Below are 26,218 nucleotides of genomic sequence, written 5' to 3'. Positions count from 1 at the left end.
GAGGGCTGCCACGAGATGGTGAACGTGATCCGCTCACCCGGCGAGACCGTGAAGTCGGCGTAGGTCGTGAGGTCCTTGCCGTAGGTCTCGGCGGTCGTGTCCAGCCAGACCGAGTCGGGGCCCGCGACGGCCACCGTCCGCCCGTCGAACTTGTGTACCCAGGGCACCACGCGGCCGTAACTGAACCGCATCCGCAGGGCCGAGTGCATCGGCACCCGGCCGCTGACGCCCTCGACGATCCGCACCAGCTGCGGGGCGTCGGCGTCGCGCGGCGGCATGAAATCGATCACGCGGACCGTGCCGCGCGGCGTGTCCCACTCGGATTCCAGCACCAGTGAGTCGCCGCGGTACGTGCGGCGCGCGGCAGTGGGGGGCTGCGCGTCGGGGCTGTACGCGGGCCCGAGGCGCCAGAAGCCGTGCTCCTCGGTGCCCAACAGGCCGGCGAAAACGGCGTGGGAGTCGAAGCGGGGCAGGCACAGCCAGTCGACTGTGCCGTCCCGGCAGACCAGTGCGGCGGTCTGCATGTCTCCGATGAGTGCGTAGTCCTCGATGCGCCCGGCCACGTCTATCTCCAGTCGAACGGCCACGTTCGCCCCGCGGGGCGCTTACAAATCAGCGGTCAAGTGATCGTTGACGAGCGCTTGTTCCGGGTGCAAGGCGGGATGTGCCGTGTGCCGGAGGGGCTCGGCAGCGAGTGTTTGAGCAGGATACGACGCACCCCGGTGATCTGCGCGCCCCTCCCGGCAACGATGCTGCGCCGAACGGGTGAGCGCCAGGTGAGAGCGGGTGCGCCGGGGAAAAACCTGGGGCGTGCGGGTCTGGTGACGGATATGTGTGCACCTGGTGGCGGTGCGTGGCCGGAAGCAGGCTCCTTCGGGCGCTGATACCCTGGTAGCCCGTGAGCCGGTGGTCATAGAACCCCCGAACCGCAGCGACGGCACCTCCCCGAATCCCTGGTGAGGACGCCGGTACGCACCTCCAGACCGCGACCACGGGAGCCCCCTCTTGGCCATGCAGCCCGCTGCTTTCCGAAACAGCACAGCCACGACGACCAAGCACATCTTCGTCACCGGGGGTGTCGCCTCCTCTCTCGGCAAGGGTCTGACGGCGTCCAGTCTGGGCGCGCTGCTCAAGGCTAGGGGCTTGCGCGTCACGATGCAGAAGCTCGACCCGTACTTGAACGTGGACCCGGGCACGATGAACCCCTTCCAGCACGGTGAGGTGTTCGTCACCAACGACGGCGCCGAGACCGACCTGGACATCGGCCACTACGAGCGCTTCCTCGACGTCGACCTCGACGGCTCGGCGAACGTGACCACCGGCCAGGTCTACTCGCAGGTGATCGCCAAGGAGCGGCGCGGCGAGTACCTGGGCGACACCGTCCAGGTCATCCCGCACATCACCAACGAGATCAAGCACCGCATCCGCCGGATGGCGACCGACGACGTCGACGTCGTGATCACCGAGGTCGGCGGCACGGTCGGCGACATCGAGTCGCTGCCGTTCCTGGAGACCGTCCGCCAGGTCCGCCACGAGGTCGGCCGCGACAACGTCTTCGTCGTGCACATCTCGCTGCTGCCCTACATCGGCCCCTCCGGCGAGCTGAAGACCAAGCCGACCCAGCACTCCGTCGCCGCCCTGCGCAACATCGGTATCCAGCCGGACGCGATCGTGCTGCGAGCCGACCGCGAGGTGCCGACCGCCATCAAGCGCAAGATCTCGCTGATGTGCGACGTCGACGAGGCCGCCGTGGTCGCCGCCATCGACGCCAAGTCGATCTACGACATCCCGAAGGTCCTGCACACCGAGGGCCTCGACGCCTACGTCGTGCGCAAGCTCGACCTGCCCTTCCGCGACGTCGACTGGACCCAGTGGGACGACCTCCTCGACCGGGTGCACAACCCGAAGCACGAGGTCACCGTCGCGCTCGTCGGCAAGTACATCGACCTGCCCGACGCGTACCTCTCGATCACCGAGGCGATGCGCGCCGGCGGCTTCGCGAACAAGGCCCGCGTCAAGGTCAAGTGGGTCACCTCGGACGACTGCAAGACGCCCGCGGGCGCCAAGAAGCAGCTCGGCGACGTCGACGCGGTCCTGATCCCCGGCGGCTTCGGCGACCGCGGCGTGAAGGGCAAGATCGGCGCGATCCAGTACGCCCGCGAGAACAAGGTGCCGCTGCTCGGCATCTGCCTGGGCCTGCAGTGCATCGTCATCGAGGCCGCCCGCAACCTCGCGGACATCCCCGACGCGAACTCGACCGAGTTCGACGCGGCCACCGGCCACCCGGTGATCTCCACCATGGCCGAGCAGCTCGACATCGTCGCCGGTGAGGGCGACATGGGCGGCACGATGCGCCTTGGCATGTACCCGGCCAAGCTCGCCGAGGGCTCCATCGTGCGCGAGGTGTACGAGGACAAGGAGTACGTGGAGGAGCGTCACCGCCACCGCTACGAGGTGAACAACTCCTACCGCGCCGACCTGGAGAAGAAGGCCGGCATCCAGTTCTCCGGCACCTCCCCGGACGGCAAGCTCGTCGAGTACGTCGAGTACCCGCGCGAGGTCCACCCCTACCTGGTCGCCACCCAGGCGCACCCGGAGCTGCGTTCGCGCCCGACGCGCCCGCACCCGCTCTTCGCCGGTCTCGTGAAGGCCGCCGTCGAGCGCCAGCAGGGCCAGCACAAGTCCGGCGGCAAGTCGGGCAAGTAACACCGGAGCGATACGGTTGCCGGGGTGTGCGTCTTCCGAGGCGCGCACTCCGGTTTCTTTTTGCACGTGTGGGAGGACAGGGCACATGACGATCAAGGACACCGCCGAGGAGTGGCAGGTCACGGCCACGGAGACCCCGTTCGTCGGGAACAAGACCTCCGTACGCACCGACGACGTGGTCATGCCCGACGGAACCGTCGTCCGGCGCGACTACCAGGTCCACCCCGGCTCCGTCGCCGTCCTCGCGCTCGACGGCGAGGGCCGCGTCCTGGTCATCCGCCAGTACCGCCACCCGGTCCGCGAGAAGCTCTGGGAGATCCCCGCGGGCCTCCTCGACATCCCCGGCGAGAACCCGCTGCACGCCGCCCAGCGCGAGCTCTACGAAGAGGCGCACGTCAAGGCCGAGGACTGGCGTGTCCTGACCGACGTCTACACCACCCCCGGCGGCTGCGACGAGGCCGTGCGGATCTTCCTCGCCCGCGATCTGTCCGAGGCGGAGGGCGAGCGCTTCGAGGTCTCCGAGGAGGAGGCCGACATGGAGCTCGCCCGGATTCCCCTCGACGAGCTCGTCCGCGGTGTGCTCGCCGGTGAGCTGCACAACAACTGCCTGGTGGTGGGCGCCCTCTCGCTGCACGCGGCCCTGAACGGCGACGGACTCGACGCGCTGCGCCCGGCCGAGGCGCCCTGGCCGGCCCGCCCCTTCGAGGCGTAGGACCCTCGGGACGCGGAGCCGTTCGGTATGGCGATATGACGATCTGTTGATCCGATCGGGCGACTTGTGCGTGCTGCGCGACCCGAAGCGCCACAGGGCCTGAACTAGGCTCTGAAAGCGTCCCGCCCGGAGTCCCGGCGGGCTCGTGCGCAGCGGACGGGAGCGTGGCCCGTGACGGATCAGGCGGTCGACACGGACGGTGCGGCGGCGGGCGGCGCGGTGCCGCCCCCCGCGAGTGCCTCCCTGCAGCCGACGAGGACTCAGTTCGTCGGCAGACGCCGGGAACTGAAGGAACTCCGCGCCGACATCGACCGGGCGGGCCTCGACACCCTCGCGGGCCGCAAGGCCCCCCGCGCGCGCGTGCTGCTGATCGCGGGCCGCCCCGGCTCGGGCCGCACCTCGCTCGCGGAGGAACTCGCCCGGCAGGTCGCCGCCGACTACCCCGACGGGGTGCTGCGCGCCCGCCTCACGGAACCCGACGGCAACCGGGTGCCCACGGAGCGCACCGCCCGCGAACTCCTCGGCGCCCTGGACGTGCCCGCACCACCGGGAGCCGCCGAGGACGACCTCGCCGAGATCCTCAGGGACGCGCTGTCCGGACGCAGGGCGCTGCTCCTCCTCGACGACGCCGCGGACGCCGAGCAGGTCGACCCGCTGCTCCCGGACACTCCCGACTGCCTGGTCGTCGCGGTCTCCGAGGGCCCGCTCACCGGCATCCCCGACGTGCGGCCGTGCACGCTCGGGGGCCTGGACAAGGCGGCCGCCGTCGAGCTCCTTGCCCGCGCCGCCGGGCCCGTCCGCATCACCGTCGACCCGGGCTCCGCGGAGTCCCTGGTCGAGGCGTGCGCGGCGCATCCGGCGGCGCTCGTCCTCGCCGGCGGCTGGCTCGCGGCGCGGCCCAAGGCGGCCGTCGCCGACCTCGCCAAACGGGTGCACGACCTGCCCGACGAGGGCTCGGCCCTCGCGCGTGTCTTTGCCCACACCTACGCCTCGCTGCCCGCGGCCGCCGCGCGGATACTGCGCTTCCTCTCCCTCGCTCCGGCCGGTGACGTCGACCCGCACACCGCCTCCGCGCTCGCGGGCTGCTCGGTCTCCGCGGCCGGGACCACGCTCGACGACTTCGTGGCGCTAGGGCTGGTGCGGAGCGTCGCCTCCCCGCTCCCGCAGTACGAGGTGCCCGGCTGCCTGGTGCCGCTGCTGCGGGCGCGCACCGGGAGCCAGGACCGTCCGGCGGAGATCCAGCTGGCCAGGGCGCGGATGCTGGAGCGGACCGTGCGTCTGCTGCAGTCCTGCCGGGCCGTCACGGAGCCGGACGCCTCGGCCGCCCGCAAGAAGCTCGCCGGGCTGCCGCGCGCCCTGCGCTTCCCCGGCCCGCCCGCCGCCGCCGAGTGGCTGCGCGTCCGGCAGCCCGCGCTGCTCGCCTCCGCCCGGCTCGCGGTGGCCGACGGCGAGCTCGACACCCTCGCGCGGCGCCTGATGGCGGCCCTGGTCCGGGCCCTGGTCGCGCACCGCGGCACCGAGGACGCGGCTCCCGAGCTGTACGGAATCCACCGTCTTGTCCTGGACGTGGCCGAGCGGCGGAACCTGCCGCGCGAGCAGGCGGCCGCACTGCTGAACCTCGCGGACCTCGACGCGCGGACGGGCCGGACACGGGACGCGCTGGCCCGCTACCGCGCGGCGCTGGACGCGGGACGCGCGGCGAACGATCCGTACGCGACCGGGCGCGCGATGGAATCCGTAGGCGGCGCGTATCAGGAGCTGGGGGACTGGCCGCGGGCCTCCGACTGGTTCGGCAGGGCGCTGGCCCAGCGCCTGGCCCGCGGCGAGCGCGCGGACGCCGCCCGCTTGTACGGCCGGATCGGCGCGGTGCACACCTACGCGGGTCGCTACGGAGAGGCGCTGCGCAACTGGAGCTCGGCGGTCACCGGGCACCGCAAGAACGGCGATGTGGCCGCCCAGGCAAGGGCGTTGAGCGAGATGGCCCGCGTGCAGGAGTACGCGGGACGGCCCGAGGAGTCGTTGCGTACCTGCCAGGAAGCCGTGGAGCTGGCGCGGCACGCCGAGGACGTCCGACTCCAGGCGGCGCTGCAGCTCCGTCTCGCGGACACCTTGGAGCGGCTCGGCGACCCGGCGGCCGCCCGGCTGCACCGCAGCGCGGCCGAGCGCATGCTGGGAACCGAGCTCCTCCAGGGTGCGAGGCTTGAAACGAATGGCGGACCGGAGCCTTCCGCCTGCGAAATCCGTAGTGCATCTGCGGAAGATTGAAGTATTGAAAGGCTAGACAGCGAGAAATCCTTCATTAGACTGGCTCCGCCGCATACCTCTGCGGTGTCTCCCGCTGCGCCCCCACGCGCACCGGTATGCGTTGCATTGCCCGAGATATCCCCTGAGCCAAGGACCGTGATCGACGATGAAGGTCGGCATCCCCCGCGAGGTCAAGAACAACGAGTTCCGGGTGGCCATCACCCCCGCCGGTGTGCACGAGCTGGTGCGCCACGGCCACCAGGTCGTCATCGAGCGGAACGCCGGCGTCGGCTCCTCGATCACGGACGCCGAGTACGTCTCGGCCGGTGCCACGATCCTGGACACCGCCGACGAGGTCTGGGCCACCGCGGACCTGCTCCTGAAGGTCAAGGAGCCCATCGCTGAGGAGTACCACCGCCTCCGCAAGGACCAGACGCTCTTCACCTACCTCCACCTGGCCGCCTCCAAGGAGTGCACCGACGCGCTCCTGGAGTCGGGCACGACCGCCATCGCGTACGAGACGGTGGAGACCGCGAACCGCGCGCTCCCGCTGCTCGCCCCGATGTCCGAGGTCGCGGGCCGCCTGGCTCCGCAGGTCGGCGCCTACCACCTGATGGCCGCCAACGGCGGCCGCGGTGTCCTGCCGGGCGGCGTCCCGGGCGTCGCCGCGGGCAAGGCCGTCGTCATCGGCGGCGGCGTCTCCGGCTGGAACGCTGCGCAGATCGCCATCGGCATGGGCTTCCACGTGACCCTGCTCGACAAGGACATCAACAAGCTCAAGGAAGCCGACAAGATCTTCGGCACGAAGATCCAGACCGTCGTCTCCAACGCCTTCGAGCTGGAGAAGGCCTGCCTGGAGGCCGACCTCGTCATCGGTGCCGTCCTCATCCCGGGCGCCAAGGCCCCGAAGCTGGTCACCAACGAGCTCGTCTCGCGCATGAAGCCGGGAAGTGTCCTTGTCGACATCGCGATCGACCAGGGCGGCTGCTTCGAGGACTCGCACGCCACCACGCACGCCGAGCCGACCTTCCCGGTCCACAACTCGGTCTTCTACTGCGTCGCCAACATGCCCGGCGCGGTCCCGAACACCTCGACGTACGCGCTGACCAACGCGACGATGCCGTACATCGTGTCGCTGGCGAACAACGGCTGGGTCGAGGCGCTGCGCCGCGACCACGCGCTCGCCCTGGGTCTCAACACCCATGACGGCAAGGTCGTTTACAAGGAGGTCGCGGAGGCTCACGGTCTCGACCACGTCGAGCTGGAGTCGCTCCTCGGCTGAACCTGACCGCTTTCGTCAACGAAAGTCGTCAATCTCACGCCCGCGGCCGGACCTTGAGAGGGGTCCGGCCGTACGCGTATCGGTGCGGACACGCTCAACTGGCCTTGAACGTAACCCTTTAACCGTTTCGCCCACCCCGGTAGCGCGGCGATGGCGAGCCGCACGCCCTTGACACAAGGGTGTTCCATTGCCGACACATCGGGCCGGGTCCGGCGGATTGTGTTGCTGTGGACCGGTGACACGCCATAGAGTCGCCAACCGTCGGCATGGTGCCACGCTGACCTATCGAGAAATTTCCTGGTCACCAAGGAGGTAAGACGACTTGTGAATGAGTCGACATTTGCTCCCGGGGGTGGTCAACCAGGAATGTCTGTACGGGACCAGGGTCCCGTGGGGCTCGAGGCCGTCGGCTCGGTCGCTGTCCGCACCTTCGAAGCCCGGCAGAGCCCCCAGCCGACACAGTCAGCACCCCAGAGCATGGATGGCCATCACGTGAACGCCATGGCCGGCGACCGGAGTGGCGATAACACCCACACCCACCTCGCCGACTACGAGGAACTGCCCCAGGGGCACTTCTACGACCCCGACGCCGAGTACGAGCCCGATCCGGAGTACGCGGCCACGCTCGCGCCCGACGCGGCCCGCCAGCGCCGCGAGCGCATCGGCCCCACGGGACGCCCGCTGCCGTACTTCCCGATCCCGGGCCCCCTGACCGACCACGGGCCCGCCAAGATCATCGCGATGTGCAACCAGAAGGGCGGCGTCGGCAAGACGACGTCGACCATCAACCTGGGCGCGGCCCTCGCGGAGTACGGACGCCGTGTCCTGCTCGTCGACTTCGACCCGCAGGGCGCCCTCTCCGTGGGCCTCGGGGTGAACCCGATGGAGCTGGACCTGACGGTCTACAACCTCCTCATGGAGCGCGGCATGTCCGCGGACGAGGTGCTCCTGAAGACGGCGGTCCCGAACATGGACCTGCTGCCCAGCAACATCGACCTGTCCGCGGCCGAGGTCCAGCTGGTGAGCGAGGTCGCGCGCGAGTCCACGCTCCAGCGCGCCCTGAAGCCGCTGATGCAGGACTACGACTACATCGTGATCGACTGTCAGCCCTCGCTCGGCCTGCTCACCGTGAACGCCCTGACGGCGGCTCACAAGGTGATAGTGCCGCTCGAGTGCGAGTTCTTCGCGCTGCGCGGTGTCGCCCTCCTGACGGAGACCATCGAGAAGGTCCAGGAGCGGCTCAACCCCGACCTGGAGCTCGACGGCATCCTCGCGACCATGTACGACTCCCGCACGGTGCACAGCCGTGAGGTGCTCGCGCGCGTGGTCGAGGCCTTCGACGACCACGTCTACCACACGGTCATCGGACGCACGGTCCGCTTCCCGGAGACCACGGTCGCCGGTGAGCCGATCACGACGTACGCCTCCAACTCGGTCGGCGCGGCCGCCTATCGCCAGCTCGCCAGGGAGGTGCTCGCCCGGTGTCACGCCGAGTGAGTCTGCCCGGGGCCGACGAGCTGTTCCGTACGACCGGGGGAATGGCGCTGCAGTCGTCGTCCCCGCGCCGCCAGGCGAACGGCGAGGCGAAGGTGCCCGCGCCGGCGGGCGAGAGCGACGAGACGGCGGCCTCGGCCGAGGACACCGCGGCGCAGGGCGAGGGCGGTGACCCCGCCGAACACGCGGCCACCGACGCGGAGTCGGGCTCCGGCGAGTCCCGCAGCCGTTCCGCGGGCGACGCCGAGAAGGGTTCCGGACGTCGCTCCTCGGGGGCGCAGGAAGGTTCGGCCGCCCAGGGCGGCGGCAAGTCCGGCTCCTCGACCGCGCAGGCGCGGCGGCGGGCGCGGGCGGCCAACCGGCGGCCCAGCGGGCGCGAGCGGCACGACGAGAAGATCACCGTGTACGTCTCCGCCGAAGAGCTGATGGACCTCGAGCACGCCCGGCTCGTGCTGCGCGGCGAGCACGGCCTCGCCGTCGACCGGGGGCGCATCGTGCGGGAGGCCGTCGCGGTCGTCCTCGCCGATCTGGAGTCCCGCGGGGACGCGAGCATTCTCGTACGACGGCTCCGCGGGCGGTAGGGGTACCGTTTCTGGCCTCATGGCCTCGAACAGTGAACCCGCACCGCCCCCGCCCGCCCGGCGCCGCGCCCTGGGGCGCGGGCCCGGGGCGGCTCCCGAGGAGCCTCCGGAGCCTGAGCGTGACCAGCCCGACGAGCCCGACCAGGCCGACGAGCCCGACCAGCCCGATGACGGGCGGTTCAAGGTGCGGCTCGCGAACTTCGAAGGGCCCTTCGACCTGCTGCTCCAGCTGATCTCGAAGCACAAGCTGGACGTCACCGAGGTCGCCCTGTCCAAGGTGACCGACGAGTTCATGGCGCACATCCGGGCGATGGGCGCCGACTGGGACCTGGACCAGACGACGGAGTTCCTGGTCGTCGCCGCCACCCTGCTCGACCTGAAGGCGGCGCGGCTGCTGCCCACCGCGGAAGTCGAGGACGAGGCCGACCTGGCGCTCCTGGAAGCCCGGGACCTGCTGTTCGCGCGGCTCCTGCAGTACCGCGCGTACAAACAGGTCGCGGACATCTTCAGCGGGCGGCTCGACGAGGAGGCGCGGCGCTACCCGCGGACCGTGGGGCTCGAACCGCACCACGCCGAGCTGCTGCCGGAAGTCGTCATCAGCATCGGGGCGGAAGGATTCGCCAAGCTCGCCGTGAAGGCGATGCAGCCCCGCGCGAAGCCGCAGATCTACGTCGAACACATCCACGCTCCGCTGGTCTCCGTGCAGGAGCAGGCCGGGCTCGTCGTCGCCCGGCTCAGGGAGCACGGGGAGACGAGCTTCCAGGTGCTCGTGGCGGACGCGGGGGACACCCTGACGGTCGTCGCCCGTTTCCTCGCCCTGCTGGAGCTGTACCGGGAGAAGGCCGTCGCCATGGACCAGGAGGACCCCCTGGGCGAGCTGATGGTGCGGTGGACGGGCGGGGACGGCGCAGAGGAGCCGACCGTGACCGACGAGTTCGACCGGGCCCCCGAGCCGATGGAGGAGAAGGCGTGAGCGAGCACCCCGTGGGCTCGGCCGGTGTCGCGGACCTGGAGCTGCGACCCGCTCTGGAAGCCGTTCTGATGGTCGTCGACGAGCCGGCCACCGAGGAGCATCTCGCGAAGATCCTGCAGCGGCCCCGGCGCGCCGTCGCCGACGCGCTGCGGGAGCTCGCGGACGAGTACACCGTGCAGAGGCGCGGCTTCGAGCTGCGGCTCGTCGCGGGCGGGTGGCGGTTCTACACCCGGCCCGAGTACGCGGCAGCCGTGGAGGGCTTCGTTCTCGACGGGCAGCAGGCGCGGCTCACCCAGGCGGCCCTTGAGACCCTCGCCGTCGTCGCGTACCGCCAGCCGGTCAGCCGTTCCCGGGTCTCCGCGGTGCGTGGCGTGAACTGCGACGGCGTGCTGCGCACCCTCCTCCAGAGGGGTCTGGTGGAGGAGGCGGGCGCGGAACCCGAAACAGGTGCGATCCTGTACAGGACGACGAACTACTTCCTGGAGCGGATGGGCCTGCGTGGCCTGGACGAGCTCCCGGAGCTCGCGCCCTTCCTCCCCGAGGCGGACGCGATCGAAGGGGAGACGCAGGAAGGCGTTCCGTCGTTCGACCCGGACGCACCCGATGCGCCGGGGTACGAGCACACCCAGGACACAGCCGACTAACGGACATTTGATGCGAAGCAGCAGCGGCAGGAACAGCAGCGGAAACAACGGCGGGAGCCGTGGTGGCAACAGCGGCGGCCGCGGCGGGAACGGCGGCGGACGCGGTAATCCCCGTGGCGCCGGCAACAACCGCGACGACAAGCAGGGCGGCAGCGGCCGTCCGAAGAAGCCGCGTCCGGAGGAGCGGCGCTACGACGTAGGTGCCGACGGCACGCACAACGGTCCGAAGTCGGGCCGTGGCGCCTCGGCGCGCGGTGGCGCCAAGGGCGGCCCCAAGCAGGGCCAGGGCAGCGGACGGGGGCGTTGGGCTCCGGCCACCTCCCGTGAGTACGACGCGCGGGCCGAGGAGCGCAACCGCGAGCGGTACGCGGGCAAGAAGGAAGTCAAGCTCCCGAAGACCTTCCCCGGCGCCGAGCAGGAGGGCGAGCGCCTGCAGAAGGTGCTCGCGCGCGCGGGCTACGGCTCGCGGCGTGCCTGTGAGGAGCTGGTCGAGGAGGCGCGCGTCGAGGTCAACGGCGAGATCGTCGTCGAGCAGGGCATGCGCGTCGACCCGGAGAACGACGAGATCAAGGTCGACGGTCTGACCGTGGCCACGCAGTCGTACCAGTTCTTCTCGCTGAACAAGCCCGCCGGCGTGGTCTCCACCATGGAGGACACCGAGGGCCGCCAGTGCCTGGGCGACTACGTGACCAACCGCGAGACGCGGCTGTTCCACGTGGGCCGGCTCGACACCGAGACCGAGGGCGTCATCCTCCTCACCAACCACGGCGAGCTGGCGCACCGCCTGACCCACCCCAAGTACGGCGTGAAGAAGGTCTACCTCGCGCACATCGTGGGCCCGATCCCGCGTGACCTGGGCAAGCAGCTCAAGGACGGCATCCAGCTGGAGGACGGGTACGCCCGCGCGGACCACTTCCGCGTCGTCGAGCAGACCGGCAAGAACTACCTGGTCGAGGTCACCCTCCACGAGGGCCGCAAGCACATCGTGCGGCGCATGCTCGCCGAGGCCGGGTTCCCGGTCGACAAGCTGGTGCGGGTGGCCTTCGGGCCGATCACCCTCGGCGACCAGAAGTCGGGCTGGCTGCGGCGGCTGTCCAACACGGAGGTCGGCATGCTGATGCAGGAAGTCGACCTGTAGGAATCGCTTGCCCGAACCACCCCCCTCTCTTTATAGTCAACGAGACTATAAAGAGAGGGGGGTGGTGGTGCATGCAGGGATACGACAAGTACGCCTTCGAGCCCTTCGCCGTCACCGTCGACCTGGCGGTGTTCACTGTCCGGGACGGCGCGCTGCACGTGCTGCTCGTCGAGCGCGGCCAGGAGCCGTACGCAGGGCGCTGGGCACTGCCCGGCGGATTCGTGCTCCCCGAGGAGTCGGCCGAGCAGGCCGCGGGGCGGGAGCTCGCCGAGGAGACCGGGATCGTGGACGTCACGGGGCTGCACCTGGAGCAGGTGCGCACCTACAGCGAACCGGACCGCGACCCGCGCATGCGGGTCGTCTCCGTCGCCTTCGCGGCGCTCGTCCCGGACCCGCCCGAGGTACGGGGTGGTGGTGACGCCGCCCGTGCCGCCTGGCTGCCGTACAGCCCGGCGACGTACCGGCCGCTCGCCTTCGACCACGACCGGATCCTCGCCGACGCCCACGACCGGGTCGGCGCCAAACTCGAGTACACCGGGCTCGCCACCGCGTTCTGCGCGCCCGAGTTCACGCTCGGCGAGCTGCGCCAGGTCTACGAGGCGGTGTGGGGCGCCGAGCTCGACCCCGCCAACTTCCGGCGCAAGGTCGTCGGCACGGCCGGGCTCGTCGAGGCGATCCCCGGCGCCGCCCGGCTGACCGGCGGACGGGGCAAGCCCGCGGCACTCTTCCGGGCCGGCACCGCCTCCGCCCTGCACCCGCCCCTGCTCCGCCCCGCCCCCGAAGGACAGCCCTCATGAAGCGTGCCGCCACCGGATCCCTCATCGGTCTCGCCGTCGGGGACGCGCTCGGCTTCCCGACCGAGTTCAACGACGTGCCGGCGATCCTCGCCAAGTGCGGGCCCTGGCGGGAGATGGAGCTGCCGAAACCGGCGTTCATCACCGACGACACCCAGATGACCCTCGCGCTGAGCCGCGCCCTGCGCACCGCCATGGACCGCGGCACGCTCGGCCCCAAGCGTCTTGAGCGGCCGCTGCGCGAGGAGTTCGTGGACTGGTATCAGTCGCCGGAGAACAACCGCGCGCCAGGCAACACCTGCCTGAAGGCCTGCTACCTCCTGAAGACCGGCAAGCCGTGGGAGGAGGCCAGTCAGATGCACTCCAAGGGCTGCGGCGCCAACATGCGCGTCGCGCCGCTCGGCCTCGTCCCCGGCCTGGACGACGGACAGCGGGCGGGCGCCGCCCAGCTGCAGTCCGCCTACACCCACGGCCACCCGACGGCGCTCGCCGCCTCCGACCTCACCGCCCACGCCGTACGGCTGCTCGCCGAGGGCGCCGAGCCGACGGGACTCGTCGGACTGCTGCGCTCGTACGCGTACGACAACCGCGAGACGTATCACGAGCGCTGGCTCGGCGAGCTGTGGAGGCGGGGCGGGGACGCGACGCCGCGGGCGTTCATGGCGCGCGGCTGGGACGAGTGCCTCGACGCGCTGGAGCGGCTCCGGGTCGCCCTGCGCTCGCCCTCGCCGGAGACCGACCCCTGCCTCGCCACCGGCGAGGGCTGGATCGCCGAAGAGGCGCTCACCACCGGCCTGCTGTGCTTCCTGCTCTTCGTCGACGAGCCGGTCACCGCGCTGCGCAGGGCCGCCTGCACGTCGGGGGACTCGGACTCGATCGCCTGCCTCGCGGGCGCCTTCGCGGGGGCACACCTCGGCGCGGACGCCTGGCCGGCGGAGTGGGCGGGGCGTATCGAACACGGGGCCGAGCTCCAGGAGTTCGGGGCGCTCTGGGACGCTTGAGGGATGACTGTGGACCTGGGCCCCGACCTGGACATCGACCTCACCTCCGTCGTCGCCGAGCAGACCGACCCGCTGCTCTTCGCGACGGTCTCCGGAGCGCACCTGTACGGCTTCCCGTCCCGGGACTCGGACGTGGACCTGCGCGGGGTGCACCTGCTGCCCGTGACCGACCTGGTGGGGCTCAGGGAACCGGACGAGACCCGGTCCAGGATGTGGGACCGTGACGGGGTCGAGATGGACCTCGTCACGCACGACCTGCGCAAGTTCGTACGGCTGATGCTGCGGAACAACGGCTACGTCCTGGAGCAGTTGCTCTCCCCGTTGGTCGTCCACACCACCGACGCCCACGCGGAACTCGTCGCGCTGGCCCCGGCCGTCATCACCAGCCACCACGCCCACCACTACCGCGGGTTCGCAGGGACCCAGTGGCGGCTCTTCGAGAAGAACGGCGAGCTCAAGCCGCTGCTCTACACGTTCAGGGTGCTGCTGACCGGCATCCACCTGATGCGCTCCGGGCGGCTCGTCGCCCATCTGCCCACACTGCTGGGCGAGGTGCCGGCCGCCCCCGCGTACCTGCCGGAGCTGATCGCCGCCAAGAGCGCGGCCGAGCACGGCGGCGCCGATGTGGAGCACGCGCGCGTGGCCGACGACGTGGAGCGGCTGCACGTCCTCCTCGACGAGGCGCAGGCGGACTCAGTCCTGCCGGGGGCCCACACGGCGTACGACGTCCTGCACGACCTCGTCGTCCGCGTGCGGCTCCAGGGGATTCAGGGCTGACGCCCGGCGCGTACGGAACAGGAAGTCGGCGATCCGCTCCCGGTCGGGCTCCGGCGGGAGCGGGCTGTGCTCGGCCGCCGCCTCCGCCTCGGCCGCGAGGCGGTTCATCCAGGACTCGACCTCCGGCCAGGACATCTCGCCGCGCTTGACCGCGAGCAGCCGCTCGCGCTGATCGCCGACGTCGATCGTCAGCTCGCCGGTGCGCAGCAGGTCGCCGCAGGACATCAGCAGCCTCAGCAGGTGCATCGCGTGCTTCCAGCGCGGGGCGCCCTGGGTGCGGACGTCCGCGTCCAGCTTCTTGCGCTGGCCCAGCGCGTAGCGCGCGAACGTGTCGTGGGCCTGGCAGGAGAGGAACGCGCCGCGCAGCGCGAGCAGTTCGCGGCCGGTGTCGGTGACGTGCTCCACGAGCGGGGAGTGCAGGCACTCCAGGACGTTCGGGTTGGCGCGCAGCGCGAGCTCGCAGAAGCGCTCCAGCTCCCAGCTGAACTGCTCGTCGGCGGGACCGTCCACATGCGTCGGGGGCTTCTCGAAGCGCCAGAACAGCGGTGTGGGGGCCAGGAAGATGCCCCTGCGGTCGGTGTCGCTGCCGTCCGTGGCCAGGCCGAAGGCGCGCGAACCCATCACGCAGGAGTAGACCGTGTGGTGGCGTACCAGGTCCTGGGGGTGCATGCGGCGAGCGTACGGCCCCCGATCGGCCCAAGCGGCGACAGGGGCGATTCACGCGGCATCGGCGCGCTGGATAGGCTTACCGTCCACATATTGCGCATGCGGTACGACAAGGGGCAGTGACGTGGCGGTACGAGCGGTCCGGGGCGCCGTCCAGCTGGAGAGGGACGAGCCCGGACACATGGGCGAGCAGGTCGGCGCGCTGCTCACCGCCGTCCTGGAGCGGAACGGGCTGACAGCCGAGGACCTGATCAGCATCTGGTTCACGGCCACGCCCGATCTGCACTCCGACTTCCCCGCTGCCGCCGCCCGCGGCCTCGGCCTCGCCGACGTACCGCTGCTCTGCGCCCAGGAGCTGGACGTCGAGGGCGCCATGCCCCGCGTCGTCCGCGTCCTCGCACACATCGACACCGACCGGCCCCGCTCCGAGATCACCCACGTGTACCTCGGCGCCGCGGCCGCACTCCGCAAGGACATCGCCCAGTGAGAACCGCCCTCGTCATCGGCACCGGCCTGATCGGCACGTCCGCGGCCCTGGCCCTCGCCTCCCGCGGCGTCGCCGTCCACCTCGCCGACCACGACCCGGAGCAGGCCCGCACCGCGGTCGCGCTCGGCGCCGGCACGGACGAGGCGCCCGAGGGCCCCGTCGACCTCTGCGTCGTGGCCGTGCCGCCCGCGCACGTCGCCGCCACCTTGGCCGACGTCATGCGGCGCGGCGTCGCGCGCGGCTACCTCGACGTGGCGAGCGTCAAGGGCGGCCCGCGCCGCGAGCTGGAGGCCCTCGGCCTCGACCTGACCCCGTACATCGGCACGCACCCGATGTCGGGGCGCGAGCGCAGCGGCCCGCTCGCCGCCACCGCCGACCTCTTCGAGGGCCGGCCCTGGGTGCTGACCCCCACCCGGGACACCGACACCGAGGTGCTCAACCTCGCCCTGGAGCTCGTCGCCCTCTGCCGCGCCGTGCCGGTCGTCATGGAGGCCGACGCCCACGACCGCGCCGTCGCCCTCGTCTCGCACATGCCGCACCTGGTCTCCAGCATGGTCGCGGCCCGCCTGGAGAACGCCGAGGAGACGGCGGTCCGGCTGTGCGGGCAGGGCATCCGCGACGTCACGCGGATCGCCGCGTCCGACCCGCGGATGTGGATCGACATCCTCTCCGCCAACCCGGGCCCGGTCGCCGATCTGCTCGCCGACGTCGCCTCCGACCTGGCGGAGACGGTGACGGCGCTGCGGTCCCTGCAGTCCGTCGACGAGGCGAAGCGGTCCGAGGGCGCGGCCGGCGTGGAGAGCATGCTGCGGCGCGGCAACGCGGGCCGGACCCGGGTGCCCGGCAAGCACGGGGCGGCCCCGGCGGCGTACGAGGTCGTCGCGGTGCTCATCGACGACAAGGCGGGACAGCTGGCCCGGATCTTCGCCGACGCGGGCCGGGCGGGGGTCAACATCGAGGACGTCCGCATCGAGCACGCGACCGGGCAGCAGGCGGGTCTGATCCAGCTGATGGTCGAGCCGGCGTCGGCGCCCGTGCTGAGCGCGGCGCTGCGGGAGCAGGGCTGGTCGATCAGGCAGTGAAGGCCGGGCCCCGGGCGATCTCCGCGGGGGCTGTCGGGGCAGGGTGTGCGAGCCAGTAACCTTGTGCGGGGCGTGTTCGCGCCCCGCTTCCCTGGCCCGCGTAAAGCGAAAGGTGCCCACCTTCCCGTGGAAACAGCCGAAACCGCCGCCCCGGCAGCCGTGATCGTCGCCATCGACGGACCGTCCGGCACGGGCAAGTCGAGCACCTCGAAGGCCGTCGCCGCCCAGCTCGGTCTCAGCTACCTGGACACCGGCGCCCAGTACCGGGCCATCACATGGTGGATGGTCCACCACGGCATCGATCTCACCGACCCGACGGCGATCGCCGCCGTCGCGGGCAAGCCCGAGATCGTCTCCGGCACCGACCCGGCCGCCCCGACCATCACGGTCGACGGCACGGACGTGGCGGGCCCGATCCGCACCACCGACGTCACCTCCAAGGTCAGCGCGGTCAGCGCCGTCCCCGAGGTGCGCACCCGCATCACGGAGCTGCAGCGCTCCATCGCGGTGTTGGCGGAGAAGGGCATCGTCGTCGAGGGCCGTGACATCGGTACGACCGTGCTGCCCGACGCCGACCTGAAGATCTTCCTCACCGCGTCGCCCGAGGCGCGCGCCGCCCGCCGCTCCGGCGAGCTGAAGGGCGCCGACGTCAAGGCGACCCAGGAGGCCCTGATCAAGCGGGACGCGGCCGACTCCAGCCGCAAGACGTCCCCGCTGGCCAAGGCCGACGACGCCGTCGAGGTCGACACCACCGAGCTCACGCTGCAGCAGGTCATCGAGTGCGTGGTCACCCTTGTCGAGGAGAAGCGGGCCGCGAAGTGAGCGAGGCTCCCTCCGCGCGGGAGGCTTCCGGGCGGGGTGCCTCCGAGCGGGGCGCCTCCGAGCGGGGCGCCGAGGTCGGCCGCCGGATCGGCGTCGGCCTCATGTACGGCCTCTGGAAGCCGCGCGTGCTCGGCGCCTGGCGGGTGCCCGTGAGCGGCCCCGTCATCCTGGCCGTCAACCACTCGCACAACGTCGACGGCCCGATGGTCATGGGCGTCGCGCCCCGGCCCACGCACTTCCTGATCAAGAAGGAAGCGTTCATCGGGCCGCTCGGCTCCTTCCTGCACGGCATCGGCCAGCTGAAGGTGGACCGCTCGGTCGCCGACCGCACGGCCATCACCCGCGCCCTGGGCGTGCTCGGACAGGGCGGCGTCCTCGGGATCTTCCCCGAGGGCACCCGGGGCGACGGCGACTTCGCGGAGCTGCGGGCGGGCCTCGCGTACTTCGCGGTGCGGGCCGGCGCCCCGATCGTGCCGGTCGCGGTGCTGGGAAGCACCGAGAGGCCGGGACGGTTGATAAAGCAGCTGCCGCCGCTGCGCAGCCGCGTCGATGTCGTCTTCGGCGACCCCTTCGACGCGGGCGACGGAAGCGGGCGGCGCACGCGCAAGGCGCTGGACGAGGCGACCGTGCGCATCCAGGAGCGGCTCACCGCCCACCTGGAAAACGCCAGGCGCCTGACCGGGCGCTGAGCGAGACTTATCAGTAGTGCCCCGGCCCGACAGGCAGGACGGTGCACCGATCACCACGATGAACGACGAGGTACGGACTTCATGAACGACCAGATCCAGCCCGAGGGCGACGGCTTCGCCGAGCACGACCACGGGGCGCTCGGCGACGCCGAGTACGCACAGTTCATGGAGCTCGCCGCCGAGGAGGGCTTCGACGTCGAGGACGTCGAGGGCGCCATCGAGGAGGCGGGCCACGGCCCGCTTCCCGTCCTCGCCGTCATCGGCCGCCCCAATGTCGGCAAGTCGACACTGGTGAACCGCATCATCGGCCGCCGTGAGGCCGTCGTGGAGGACCGCCCCGGCGTGACCCGCGACCGCGTCACCTATGAGGCCGAGTGGGCGGGCCGCCGCTTCAAGCTCGTCGACACCGGCGGCTGGGAGCAGGACGTGCTCGGCATCGACGCGTCCGTCGCCGCCCAGGCGGAGTACGCGATCGAGGCCGCGGACGCCGTGGTCTTCGTCGTCGACGCCACGGTCGGCGCCACCGACACCGACGAGGCGGTCGTGCGCCTGCTGCGCAAGGCCGGCAAGCCCGTCGTGCTCTGCGCCAACAAGGTCGACGGCCCGTCCGGCGAGGCCGACGCCACCGCCCTGTGGGCCCTCGGCCTCGGTGAGCCGCACCCCGTCTCCGCGCTGCACGGCCGCGGCACCGGCGACATGCTGGACGCCGTCCTGGAGGCGCTGCCCGAGGCGCCGGAGCAGACCTTCGGCGCGGCCATCGGCGGCCCGCGCCGCATCGCGCTCATCGGCCGTCCGAACGTCGGCAAGTCCTCGCTGCTCAACAAGGTGGCGGACGAGGACCGCGTGGTCGTCAACGAGCTGGCGGGCACCACCCGTGACCCGGTCGACGAGCTCATCGAACTCGGCGGCATCACCTGGAAGTTCGTCGACACGGCGGGCATCCGCAAGCGCGTCCACCTCCAGCAGGGCGCCGACTACTACGCCTCGCTGCGCACGGCGGCCGCCGTCGAGAAGGCGGAGGTCGCGGTGATCCTCATCGACGCCGCCGACACCATCTCGGTCCAGGACCAGCGCATCGTGACGATGGCCGTCGAGGCGGGCCGCGCGATCGTCGTCGCCTACAACAAGTGGGACACCCTCGACGAGGAGCGCCGCTACTACCTGGAGCGGGAGATCGAGACCGAGCTCGGCCAGGTCGCCTGGGCGCCCCGGGTGAACGTGTCGGCGCGCACGGGCCGCCACATGGAGAAGCTGGTCCCCGCGATCGAGGCGGCCCTGGAGGGCTGGGAGACGCGCGTGCCGACCGGGCGTCTGAACGCGTTCCTCGGTGAGATCGTCGCCTCGCACCCGCACCCCGTCCGCGGCGGCAAGCAGCCCCGCATCCTCTTCGGCACGCAGGCGGGCACCAAGCCGCCGCGGTTCGTCTTCTTCGCCTCCGGCTTCATCGAGGCGGGCTACCGCCGCTTCCTGGAGCGCCGCCTGCGCGAGGAGTTCGGCTTCGAGGGGACGCCGATCCACATCTCGGTGCGGGTGCGCGAGAAGCGCGGCCGCAAGAAGTAACGCGGCCCGCCGGCCCGTCCGTACGTACGCCGAATGCCCGGCTCCCCGTCGTGGGGAGGCCGGGCATTCGGCTGTCCGGGCCGGCGCTCAGTGCTCGCGGCGCGGGCCGGGCGGCAGGGCCGCGGGGAACTGGTGGTGGGCCGTGGCGTAGTGCTCGTGCTGGCCGTAGCGGGCCATGTGGAACTGGCCGTAGGAGGTGTGGCGCGCTTCGTGCCGTCCGTCGCCGCGGTGCTGGAAGCCGTACGGCCCGGAGCCGAAGGCGGTGAACCCCAGATCCTCCTCGCCGGACCGGTCGCCCGGCAGGGCCCTGAAGGACCTGAGGTACTCCGAGTACAGCGTGTCGTAGATGGGTGTGGCCGAGTGGCTGCCCGCCGCGTCCGGCGCGGTGCGCATGGACGGGATGTGGCTCTGGTACGCCGGCCGGTGGGGGGAGGGGTCGTATGGGTGCACGTCTGTGCCAACGAAACCGTCGCCCTACGGATGCGGGGGCCGCGCCGCTTTCCCCGGTCCGGCAGCGGTGTGACCGGCACTTTCGGGGATCGGGGCGGCCCTCCGGAGACTTCTGCGGGCTCAGGCTCAGGATCAGGTTCCGGCGAGCGGCATGGTGGCCGCGACGAGCCGGCCGTGGGTCGCCGCCTTGTCCAGGGCCGACCGCAGCATGTCCTCCCGCGGCTGTCGGCCGATGGAGCCGACGGGCCCCGCGAAGAGCAGCACGCTCTGCGTCTTGTTGGCCGCGGTCCGCCAGTCCTCGGTGACCTGGAGCGGATGGTGCGCCTGCCACCAGGCGACGGGGGAGCCGCCGCCCGTGCCGGGCTGCAGGATGGCGTGCAGCTGGCCCATGGCGAGCAGCACCGACCAGCCGGGCAGCACCGGCGGTACGGAGTCGAGCGAGGTGGCCGGTGCGAAGCCCTGCTCCATCAGGAGGGGCAGGAAGTCGTCGCTGCCGCCCGGCGCCGCGCCGGGGCGGGCGATGGGGCCGGTCGGCTCCACCACGAGCGCGGGGCGCAGCTCGCCCTCGATCAGGACGAGGCCGCTGGTCACGCCGAGGACGGCCTGGCTCGGCGCCGCTTCGGCCGTCGCGTCGGGCGCCGCTTCGCCGTCGTCGCCGGTGATCGAACGCACGGCACCCTGAAGCTGCTCCTCGGAGACCGTGACGATCTGGGAGGGCAGGCAGCTGGAGTGGGCGAAGGCGAGTACGGCCGTCTCCTCGCCGACGAACAGGACCGTGCTGGTGCGCTCCTGTTCGGCGTCGCCCGGGGTGCGGCAGGACGTGCAGTCGTAACTGCCCGGGGTGTTGTCTCCGGCGAGCAGCCGGTCGGCTTCTTCGTCGCCGATCTCGGCGCGTACGTCGTCGCTGAGGTCGAGCATGCGCGGCACGGGTGGCTCCTCGGGATCGTCATCTGGGGTGCATGGGGAAGGTGTGGTGAGCCGGAGAGTGTCCGGCTCATAAGAAGACAACGGTGGATCAGTGGCGCAAGTCACGCGCGAAGGCGAACGGAATCGAACCACCCGCAGCGGAGGGTGAGGCGGGCGGCGAGATCCGTCACTCCACGCCAACAGGTGCCGGGGGCACGGAAGTTGGGGCGGTGAGCTGAGTCACAGATCGGCATGGCGAGTGGTCGACAAATCCTGATATCAGCCAATGAAGTGGGTGGCCGGAACTCGACGATACCGGGAGTAACGCCCAACTGGCCTGGAATGACAAGGACTTGTTTGGTGGCGGGGCGGGAGGGCTCCTAGATTCCACCGTCGTGTGCAGCGAGCACCGCTCGGGTACGTCCGCCGGTCGCATCAGCCAGTCCGAGCACGACACCGGCGGACGGGGCCGACCGGACCCCGGACGCCGGATGCGCGAGGGGCCCGTACCGCCAGGGGGAGCCCGGGTCCTCCGAGAGGGAAATACATGTCCGCATGTCCCAAGCGCACGCGTACCAGGGCAGTGATCGGAGGGGCCGCACTCCTGGCCCCACTGGGCCTGCTCGCCGCGACCGGCGAGGCCGGCGCGGCCGACAGCGGAGTGTGGGACCGCATCGCACGGTGCGAGAGCGGCGGAAACTGGCAGATCAACACGGGCAACGGCTACTACGGCGGGCTGCAGTTCTCCGCCGGTACGTGGCGTGCGTACGGTGGCGGGGCCTATGCGCCGACCGCCGACAAGGCGTCGAAGGCGCAGCAGATCGCCGTCGCCACCAAGGTCCAGCGCGCCCAGGGTTGGGGCGCGTGGCCCACCTGTTCGGCACGGGCGGGCGCGTACGGCAGCGCGCCGTCCGCCGCGGCACCGGTGCCGAAGGCCGCGAAGCCGGTGCCCGAGGCCGTGCAGCAGCGGCCCGGCAAGGCCCAGGACCGGTCCGACCGGGGGGCCTCGCGCGGCGCCTCCGGGAACTACACCGTCCAGCAGGGCGACACCCTCAGCCGCATCGCGGCCCGGCACGGCACCGACTGGCAGCGGCTGTACGCCGCCAACCGGCAGGTCATCGGCGGTGACCCGGACGTGATCGTGCCGGGTCAGCGGCTGAGCGTCTGACCTGATAGTCCGACCGGGTGGGGTCGGCTCCGCGGCGGCGCGGCACGCCATGGGCCCGTCGCGGAGCTGCCTAGCGTGACCCGATGCACCCGAAGCTGACCAAGCGTGTCCGGTCCGTGTCCCTGGTCGTCGGCGCGGTTCTGGCGGCGGTGACACTGCCGTCGGCCGCCGCGTCCGCGGCTCCTCCGTCCCAGCGGGCCGCGGCATCCACGGCGTACGACTGTTCCGGGACTTCCGGGACTTCCGGGACCAAGGGGGCCTGGGCCTGTCTCGCCGAGTGTGAGAGCAATGGCCGATGGCATACCAACACGGGCAACGGCTTCTACGGAGGGCTGCAGTTCCGGCAGGCCACCTGGGAGGAGTACGGCGGCCTCAAGTACGCGCCGCGCGCCGATCTCGCCACCAAGCAGGAGCAGATCAAGGTCGCGGAGAAGGTGTTGCGCATCCAGGGGTGGAACGCCTGGCCCGCCTGCTCCAAGAAGCTGCGCATCCAGCGGTTCGACCGGCGCGTCCACCTGGTGGTGGCGGGCGAGACGCTGAGCTCGATCACCCGCCTCCACCAAGTGAAAGGGGGCTGGAAGGCCCTGTACGAGGCCAACCGCGGCGCCGTCGGGAGCAATCCCGACCTGCTCGGTGTGGGCACCCGCCTCGTCATTCCGGGACGCGCCGCGTCCGGGCGGGCCTGAGCTCTCCCGCCTCCCCGCTGAACACGACCGCGCCCCGGCGCAGTTCGTGCACGACCGCCGTCCGCCTCGCGCCGTCGCGCAGGGCGGGCGGCAGACGCTGTTCCGCCAGGACCACGCACGCGTCCAGGCCGTCCAGAAGCGCGTAGGTCCGTGCAGCCACGGCGGGCGACATGCCTTGCGTCGGCTCGTCCACGAGAACCACCTCCGCGGACGGCAGCAGTGCGCGGGTCAGGGCCAGCATGCGCTGCTCGCCCCCGGAGAGGGTGCCGGCGCGGCGGGGCAGCAGCGGGCGCAGCTCGGGGTAGGCGTCCAGCGCGCGGGAGAAGTCCCCGGCCGGGTACGAGAGGCCGAGGTTCTCTGCGACGGTGAGGGACGCGAACACCGCCAGGTGGTCCGGTACGAAGCACACGCCCTTCGCGGCCCGTTCGTGGGCGGGCCGACGGGTGATGTCCCGTCCGTCGCGGACGACCGCGCCCGAGGAGAGGGCGACCGTGCCGGCCAGGGCGCGCAGGGCCGTGGTGCGGCCGGCGCCGTTGCGGCCCAGAAGGACGGTGAGGGCGGCGGCGGGGGCGGCCAGGGTGACGCCGTGCAGGGCTTCGAGGGGGCCGTAGTGGACGCGGGCGTCGCGCAGTTCGATGCCGCGCATTCAGCGGCCCTCCTCCAGGGCCTGGCCCGCGGGCCCCGTGGTCACGATGCGGCCCGCCGCCATCACGTGCACGGTGTCGGCGAGGCCCGCCACGAGGTCGAGGTCGTGCTCGACCACGAGGAGTGCCATGCCGTCGGCGGCGAGGGCGCGCAGCAGGGTGGCGAGCGCCGCCACCTCGGACTCGTCCAGGCCCGCGGCCGGCTCGTCCAGGAGGAGGGTGTGCGGGTCGCCCGCCAGGGCTCTCGCGAGTTCGGCGCGTCTGAGGGTGCCGGTGGAGAGGCCGGACGCCGGGTGGGCGCGGAGGGCGGTGAGGTCCAGGAGGCGCAGGGCCCGGGTGGTGGCCCGGGGGTGCTGTCCGGGGGTCCGGTCGGCGCCCACCTGGACGTTCTCCGCGATCGTCAGTGACGGGAAGACCGCCAGTTGCTGGAAGGTGCGGGCCACGCCGGTGCGGGTTCGGGTGTGGGCGGGGAGCGCGGTGATGTCCCGGGGGCCGAGGGTGATGCGGCCCGACGCGGGGCGCAGGGTGCCGGCCAGGCAGTGGAAGAGGGTGCTCTTGCCCGCGCCGTTGGGGCCCACGATCGCGGTGACGCGGCCCGGGGGGACGGTGAGACTGACGTCGTCCAGGGCCTTGAAGCCGTCGTAGGCGAGGGTCAGGTGGTGGGCGGTGAGCGGGGGGTGGGCGCCCGCGCGGGCCGTCCGGGTGAGGCGCGGGGGCGTGGGCTTGTCCGCCCGCTCGCCGTCCCCGTGGTCCGGCCCTTCTGCCCCGGCTCTGGCGGCGTGGGCTCGTTGTTGCTGTTGCTGTTGCTGTGGCGGCTGTGGCGGCTGTGGCGGCTGTGGCTGTGGGGCGGTGGGGCTTCCGGCGCCCGCCAGGGCCTCGCGTGCCCTTTCGCCCGCCGGGGTGAGGCGCGGGGTGCGGCGGAGGCGGTGGGTGGCGGCGCGCAGCGCCTCGTACGGGCCGCCCGGGCAGCGGCAGATGAGGACCGCGAGGAGGCCGATCACCGCGGCCGCGACACCGCCCCGCGTCCCCGCGTCGAGGCCGACCAGGAGCGCCGCCGCGGTCAGGGCCCCGAGGACGCTGTCCGACCCCAGGACCATGACCGCGGCGAACCAGAGGAGTCCGCGGACCGGGTCGTACGCGCCCGCGTCGAACGCCCGGTGGCCCAGGGCGAGCATGCCGCCGCCGAGCGCGGCGAGCGCCGCCCCCGTGACGAACGTGGCGAGTTTCAGCGCGGGGACCGGTATCCCGGCGGCCGCCGCGCCCGCCTCGTGGTCCCGCATGGCGGCGAGCGCCCGGCCCGCGCGGCCCCGGCGCAACGCGACGACCAGGAGCAACGCCCCCGCGAGCAGGCCGAGTTCGAGGACGTAGTACGCGCGGTCACCGGTGAAGCCCGCGGGGCGGTCCAGGGTCAGGCCCGACGTCGCGTACGGCTGATTGAAGACGAAGCGGCTGACGCCCACGCCGACCGCGAAGGTCGCGAGGGCCAGTGCCAGGCCGTGTCTGCTGATGGCGGGCCAGCCGGTGAGCAGGCCCAGGGGCGCGACGAGGAGTACCGCCGCGGCCAGGGCGGCCAGGTGCGGGAGTCCGGGGAGGCCGGGGAAGCGGCCCGCGGCGAGGAGAGCCGTGAAGAGGGCGCCCAGGCCCGCGTACGCCGCCTGCCCCAGGGAGATCTGGCCCCCTCTGCCCGTGACGATCACGAGCGAGAGGAGGATCACCGCCAGCGCCGGGACCTGGACCGACGTCGTGAGGTCGCTGCCCGCGAAGCCCAGGGGGATGAGGAAGAGGACCGCCGCCACGATCCAGGCACCCGGGGGTGTGGGCACGCGGGCCGTCGCCGTGCGGGGGAGGGCGTCCCGGGAGCCGATGCCGGGCAGGATCAGGGCCGCGACGAGCAGGGCGATCACGAAGAGGTTGGCGCCCGCCGTCTGGAGGAGCTGCTCCTGCGGGCCCCCGGGGTGCAGGCGGGTCAGCTGGCTCTGCGCGACGCCCAGGCCGAGGGCGACCGCCACGGCGACGGGCAGGCTGCGCATGCCTGCCGCCACGGCCACCGCCACCACTTCCATGACGAGCAGCGGCATGCCGTACGGGTCGAGACGTACGTAGGGGGCGAGCAGGACACCGGTGAGGCCCGCCGTGAAGGAGCCGAAGGCCCAGCCCGCCGCGGCCACCCGGTCCGCGTCGATGCCGGAGAGCACGGCGAGGCCGCGGTTGTCGACGACCGCGCGCAGTTCGCCGCCGAAGCGGGTCCAGCGGGTGAGCGCGCCCACGGCCGCGGCGAGCGCGACGGCCGCGCCCAACTGGGCCCAGGGCTCGGCGGGGAGGAGCACGGGTGCGTCGTCGCGGGCGCCGGGCCCCCACAGAAGGGCCGCTCCGCCGACGAGCAGCACGAAGACGCCGATCGAGGCGACGAGGGTCTGTGCCGGGTCCGCGGGTCCTGTAGCCGGCGGGCGGAAGACCGCGCGGGCGAGGAGCAGGCCGATGCCGGGGGCGACGACAAGCAGCGTGAGCGCCGCGGCGAGGGGGAGCGGCCAGTGCCATTCGGCCGTCAGCTGGCGCAGGACGTAGGCGCAGAGCATGGCGATCGCGCCGTGCGCGAAGTTGAGGACGCCGGTGGCGCGGTAGGTGACGATCAGGCCGGTGCCGGTGAGGGCGGCGGCGGAGCCGACCGAGAGCCCGGCCAGTGTGAGGTCGTAGCTCAGGGACGACACCGGG

At 72.1% G+C, this 26,218-nt stretch carries 25 protein-coding genes; 19 read left to right on the top strand and 6 right to left on the bottom strand.

The features are described 5' to 3' along the window. The coding region (locus AB0N81_RS15815; RefSeq protein WP_365358416.1) for a trehalase-like domain-containing protein at positions 1-587 on the bottom strand (587 nt) is incomplete at its 3' end. A gap of 424 nt (positions 588-1,011) precedes the next feature. On the opposite strand from AB0N81_RS15815, the gene AB0N81_RS15810 reads away from it, so the two are divergent. From AB0N81_RS15810 to AB0N81_RS15755, 12 genes are all read left to right on the top strand, one after another. After that, positions 1,012-2,706 carry a CTP synthase gene (locus AB0N81_RS15810; protein WP_365358414.1) on the top strand — a complete coding sequence of 565 codons (1,695 nt, stop codon included), beginning with the start codon at positions 1,012-1,014 and terminating at the stop codon, positions 2,704-2,706. 85 nt (positions 2,707-2,791) lie between these two features. Then, the gene (locus tag AB0N81_RS15805) at positions 2,792-3,418 is read left to right on the top strand and encodes an NUDIX hydrolase (protein ID WP_365358412.1); all 627 of its coding nucleotides are present in this window, start codon (positions 2,792-2,794) and stop codon (positions 3,416-3,418) included. A gap of 285 nt (positions 3,419-3,703) precedes the next feature. Next, complete coding sequence (locus AB0N81_RS15800) at positions 3,704-5,683, top strand: tetratricopeptide repeat protein (RefSeq protein WP_365358448.1); 1,980 nt, start codon at positions 3,704-3,706, stop codon at positions 5,681-5,683. Positions 5,684-5,828: 145 nt separating this feature from the next. Beyond that, positions 5,829-6,944, top strand: a complete 1,116-nt coding sequence (gene ald, locus AB0N81_RS15795; RefSeq protein WP_362991203.1) for an alanine dehydrogenase — start codon at positions 5,829-5,831, stop codon at positions 6,942-6,944. Positions 6,945-7,310: 366 nt separating this feature from the next. Further along, entirely contained in the window at positions 7,311-8,441 is a 1,131-nt protein-coding gene (locus AB0N81_RS15790) for a ParA family protein (protein ID WP_205039437.1), read from the top strand. Further along, complete coding sequence (locus AB0N81_RS15785) at positions 8,426-9,019, top strand: hypothetical protein (protein ID WP_365358409.1); 594 nt, start codon at positions 8,426-8,428, stop codon at positions 9,017-9,019. The genes AB0N81_RS15790 and AB0N81_RS15785 overlap by 16 nt, the downstream gene beginning before the upstream one ends. 19 nt (positions 9,020-9,038) lie before the next feature. Beyond that, positions 9,039-9,992 carry a segregation/condensation protein A gene (locus AB0N81_RS15780; RefSeq protein WP_365358407.1) on the top strand — a complete coding sequence of 318 codons (954 nt, stop codon included), beginning with the start codon at positions 9,039-9,041 and terminating at the stop codon, positions 9,990-9,992. Then, complete coding sequence (gene scpB, locus AB0N81_RS15775; RefSeq protein ID WP_365358405.1) at positions 9,989-10,636, top strand: SMC-Scp complex subunit ScpB; 648 nt, start codon at positions 9,989-9,991, stop codon at positions 10,634-10,636. Before AB0N81_RS15780 ends, scpB begins: the two co-directional genes overlap by 4 nt. 10 nt (positions 10,637-10,646) lie before the next feature. Beyond that, positions 10,647-11,774: a pseudouridine synthase gene (locus tag AB0N81_RS15770; protein WP_365358403.1), complete on the top strand. Its 1,128-nt coding sequence runs from the start codon at positions 10,647-10,649 to the stop codon at positions 11,772-11,774. Between the two features lie 71 nt (positions 11,775-11,845). Then, entirely contained in the window at positions 11,846-12,571 is a 726-nt protein-coding gene (locus AB0N81_RS15765; protein WP_365358401.1) for an NUDIX domain-containing protein, read from the top strand. Next, on the top strand, positions 12,568-13,569 hold the full coding sequence (locus AB0N81_RS15760; protein ID WP_365358399.1) for an ADP-ribosylglycohydrolase family protein: 1,002 nt from the start codon (positions 12,568-12,570) through the stop codon (positions 13,567-13,569). The genes AB0N81_RS15765 and AB0N81_RS15760 overlap by 4 nt, the downstream gene beginning before the upstream one ends. Before the next feature lie 15 nt (positions 13,570-13,584). Then, positions 13,585-14,346 carry a nucleotidyltransferase domain-containing protein gene (locus AB0N81_RS15755; protein WP_365358446.1) on the top strand — a complete coding sequence of 254 codons (762 nt, stop codon included), beginning with the start codon at positions 13,585-13,587 and terminating at the stop codon, positions 14,344-14,346. Here AB0N81_RS15755 and AB0N81_RS15750 read toward each other — a convergent pair. After that, positions 14,263-15,015, bottom strand: a complete 753-nt coding sequence (locus AB0N81_RS15750; protein WP_365358397.1) for a nucleotidyltransferase domain-containing protein — start codon at positions 15,013-15,015, stop codon at positions 14,263-14,265. The genes AB0N81_RS15755 and AB0N81_RS15750 overlap by 84 nt on opposite strands. Positions 15,016-15,136: 121 nt before the next feature. Here AB0N81_RS15750 and aroH point away from each other — a divergent pair, with 121 nt between their 5' ends. The 5 genes from aroH (at position 15,137) to der (ending at position 19,652) form a co-directional block, all read left to right on the top strand. Then, positions 15,137-15,499, top strand: a complete 363-nt coding sequence (gene aroH / locus AB0N81_RS15745) for a chorismate mutase (protein WP_365358395.1) — start codon at positions 15,137-15,139, stop codon at positions 15,497-15,499. Continuing rightward, positions 15,496-16,581 carry a prephenate dehydrogenase gene (locus AB0N81_RS15740; RefSeq protein WP_365358393.1) on the top strand — a complete coding sequence of 362 codons (1,086 nt, stop codon included), beginning with the start codon at positions 15,496-15,498 and terminating at the stop codon, positions 16,579-16,581. The genes aroH and AB0N81_RS15740 overlap by 4 nt, the downstream gene beginning before the upstream one ends. Before the next feature lie 126 nt (positions 16,582-16,707). Then, the gene (gene cmk / locus AB0N81_RS15735; protein WP_365358391.1) at positions 16,708-17,403 is read left to right on the top strand and encodes a (d)CMP kinase; all 696 of its coding nucleotides are present in this window, start codon (positions 16,708-16,710) and stop codon (positions 17,401-17,403) included. A gap of 101 nt (positions 17,404-17,504) precedes the next feature. Beyond that, positions 17,505-18,092 carry a lysophospholipid acyltransferase family protein gene (locus AB0N81_RS15730; protein ID WP_365358444.1) on the top strand — a complete coding sequence of 196 codons (588 nt, stop codon included), beginning with the start codon at positions 17,505-17,507 and terminating at the stop codon, positions 18,090-18,092. Between the two features lie 81 nt (positions 18,093-18,173). Further along, positions 18,174-19,652: a ribosome biogenesis GTPase Der gene (der, locus tag AB0N81_RS15725; RefSeq protein ID WP_365358389.1), complete on the top strand. Its 1,479-nt coding sequence runs from the start codon at positions 18,174-18,176 to the stop codon at positions 19,650-19,652. Between the two features lie 87 nt (positions 19,653-19,739). Here der and AB0N81_RS15720 read toward each other — a convergent pair whose 3' ends face one another. Both AB0N81_RS15720 and AB0N81_RS15715 read right to left on the bottom strand, forming a co-directional pair. After that, positions 19,740-20,045, bottom strand: a complete 306-nt coding sequence (locus AB0N81_RS15720; protein ID WP_365358387.1) for a hypothetical protein — start codon at positions 20,043-20,045, stop codon at positions 19,740-19,742. Between the two features lie 189 nt (positions 20,046-20,234). After that, positions 20,235-21,029 (bottom strand): hypothetical protein, encoded by a 795-nt coding sequence (locus AB0N81_RS15715; protein WP_365358385.1) that lies wholly within the window; start codon positions 21,027-21,029, stop codon positions 20,235-20,237. Positions 21,030-21,555: 526 nt separating this feature from the next. Between AB0N81_RS15715 and AB0N81_RS15710 the strand changes: the two genes are divergently transcribed. After that, positions 21,556-22,176, top strand: a complete 621-nt coding sequence (locus AB0N81_RS15710) for a transglycosylase family protein (protein WP_365358383.1) — start codon at positions 21,556-21,558, stop codon at positions 22,174-22,176. An 83-nt stretch (positions 22,177-22,259) separates the two neighbouring features. After that, the gene (locus AB0N81_RS15705; protein ID WP_365358381.1) at positions 22,260-22,862 is read left to right on the top strand and encodes a transglycosylase family protein; all 603 of its coding nucleotides are present in this window, start codon (positions 22,260-22,262) and stop codon (positions 22,860-22,862) included. Here the strand turns inward: AB0N81_RS15705 and AB0N81_RS15700 are convergent. Both AB0N81_RS15700 and AB0N81_RS15695 read right to left on the bottom strand, forming a co-directional pair. Next, positions 22,828-23,508, bottom strand: a complete 681-nt coding sequence (locus AB0N81_RS15700) for an ATP-binding cassette domain-containing protein (protein ID WP_365358379.1) — start codon at positions 23,506-23,508, stop codon at positions 22,828-22,830. The genes AB0N81_RS15705 and AB0N81_RS15700 overlap by 35 nt on opposite strands. After that, positions 23,509-26,214 (bottom strand): ATP-binding cassette domain-containing protein, encoded by a 2,706-nt coding sequence (locus AB0N81_RS15695; protein ID WP_365358377.1) that lies wholly within the window; start codon positions 26,212-26,214, stop codon positions 23,509-23,511. Positions 26,215-26,218 lie beyond the last annotated feature (4 nt).

Source organism: Streptomyces sp. NPDC093510, assembly GCF_040683555.1.
GTDB lineage: Bacteria > Actinomycetota > Actinomycetes > Streptomycetales > Streptomycetaceae > Streptomyces.
This window is presented reverse-complemented; position numbering and strand designations above follow the sequence as displayed.

Coding starts and splice junctions, on each gene's coding strand:
- AB0N81_RS15700 (WP_365358379.1), bottom strand. CDS start 23,508: ATGCGCGGCATCGAACTGCGCGACGCCCGCGTCCACTACGGCCCCCTC.
- AB0N81_RS15810 (WP_365358414.1), top strand. CDS start 1,012: ATGCAGCCCGCTGCTTTCCGAAACAGCACAGCCACGACGACCAAGCAC.
- AB0N81_RS15720 (WP_365358387.1), bottom strand. CDS start 20,045: ATGCGCACCGCGCCGGACGCGGCGGGCAGCCACTCGGCCACACCCATC.
- der (WP_365358389.1), top strand. CDS start 18,174: ATGAACGACCAGATCCAGCCCGAGGGCGACGGCTTCGCCGAGCACGAC.
- AB0N81_RS15780 (WP_365358407.1), top strand. CDS start 9,039: ATGGCCTCGAACAGTGAACCCGCACCGCCCCCGCCCGCCCGGCGCCGC.
- AB0N81_RS15805 (WP_365358412.1), top strand. CDS start 2,792: ATGACGATCAAGGACACCGCCGAGGAGTGGCAGGTCACGGCCACGGAG.
- AB0N81_RS15705 (WP_365358381.1), top strand. CDS start 22,260: ATGCACCCGAAGCTGACCAAGCGTGTCCGGTCCGTGTCCCTGGTCGTC.
- AB0N81_RS15770 (WP_365358403.1), top strand. CDS start 10,647: ATGCGAAGCAGCAGCGGCAGGAACAGCAGCGGAAACAACGGCGGGAGC.
- AB0N81_RS15750 (WP_365358397.1), bottom strand. CDS start 15,015: ATGCACCCCCAGGACCTGGTACGCCACCACACGGTCTACTCCTGCGTG.
- AB0N81_RS15760 (WP_365358399.1), top strand. CDS start 12,568: ATGAAGCGTGCCGCCACCGGATCCCTCATCGGTCTCGCCGTCGGGGAC.
- AB0N81_RS15730 (WP_365358444.1), top strand. CDS start 17,505: ATGTACGGCCTCTGGAAGCCGCGCGTGCTCGGCGCCTGGCGGGTGCCC.
- AB0N81_RS15790 (WP_205039437.1), top strand. CDS start 7,311: ATGTCTGTACGGGACCAGGGTCCCGTGGGGCTCGAGGCCGTCGGCTCG.
- ald (WP_362991203.1), top strand. CDS start 5,829: ATGAAGGTCGGCATCCCCCGCGAGGTCAAGAACAACGAGTTCCGGGTG.
- AB0N81_RS15710 (WP_365358383.1), top strand. CDS start 21,556: ATGTCCGCATGTCCCAAGCGCACGCGTACCAGGGCAGTGATCGGAGGG.
- AB0N81_RS15765 (WP_365358401.1), top strand. CDS start 11,846: ATGCAGGGATACGACAAGTACGCCTTCGAGCCCTTCGCCGTCACCGTC.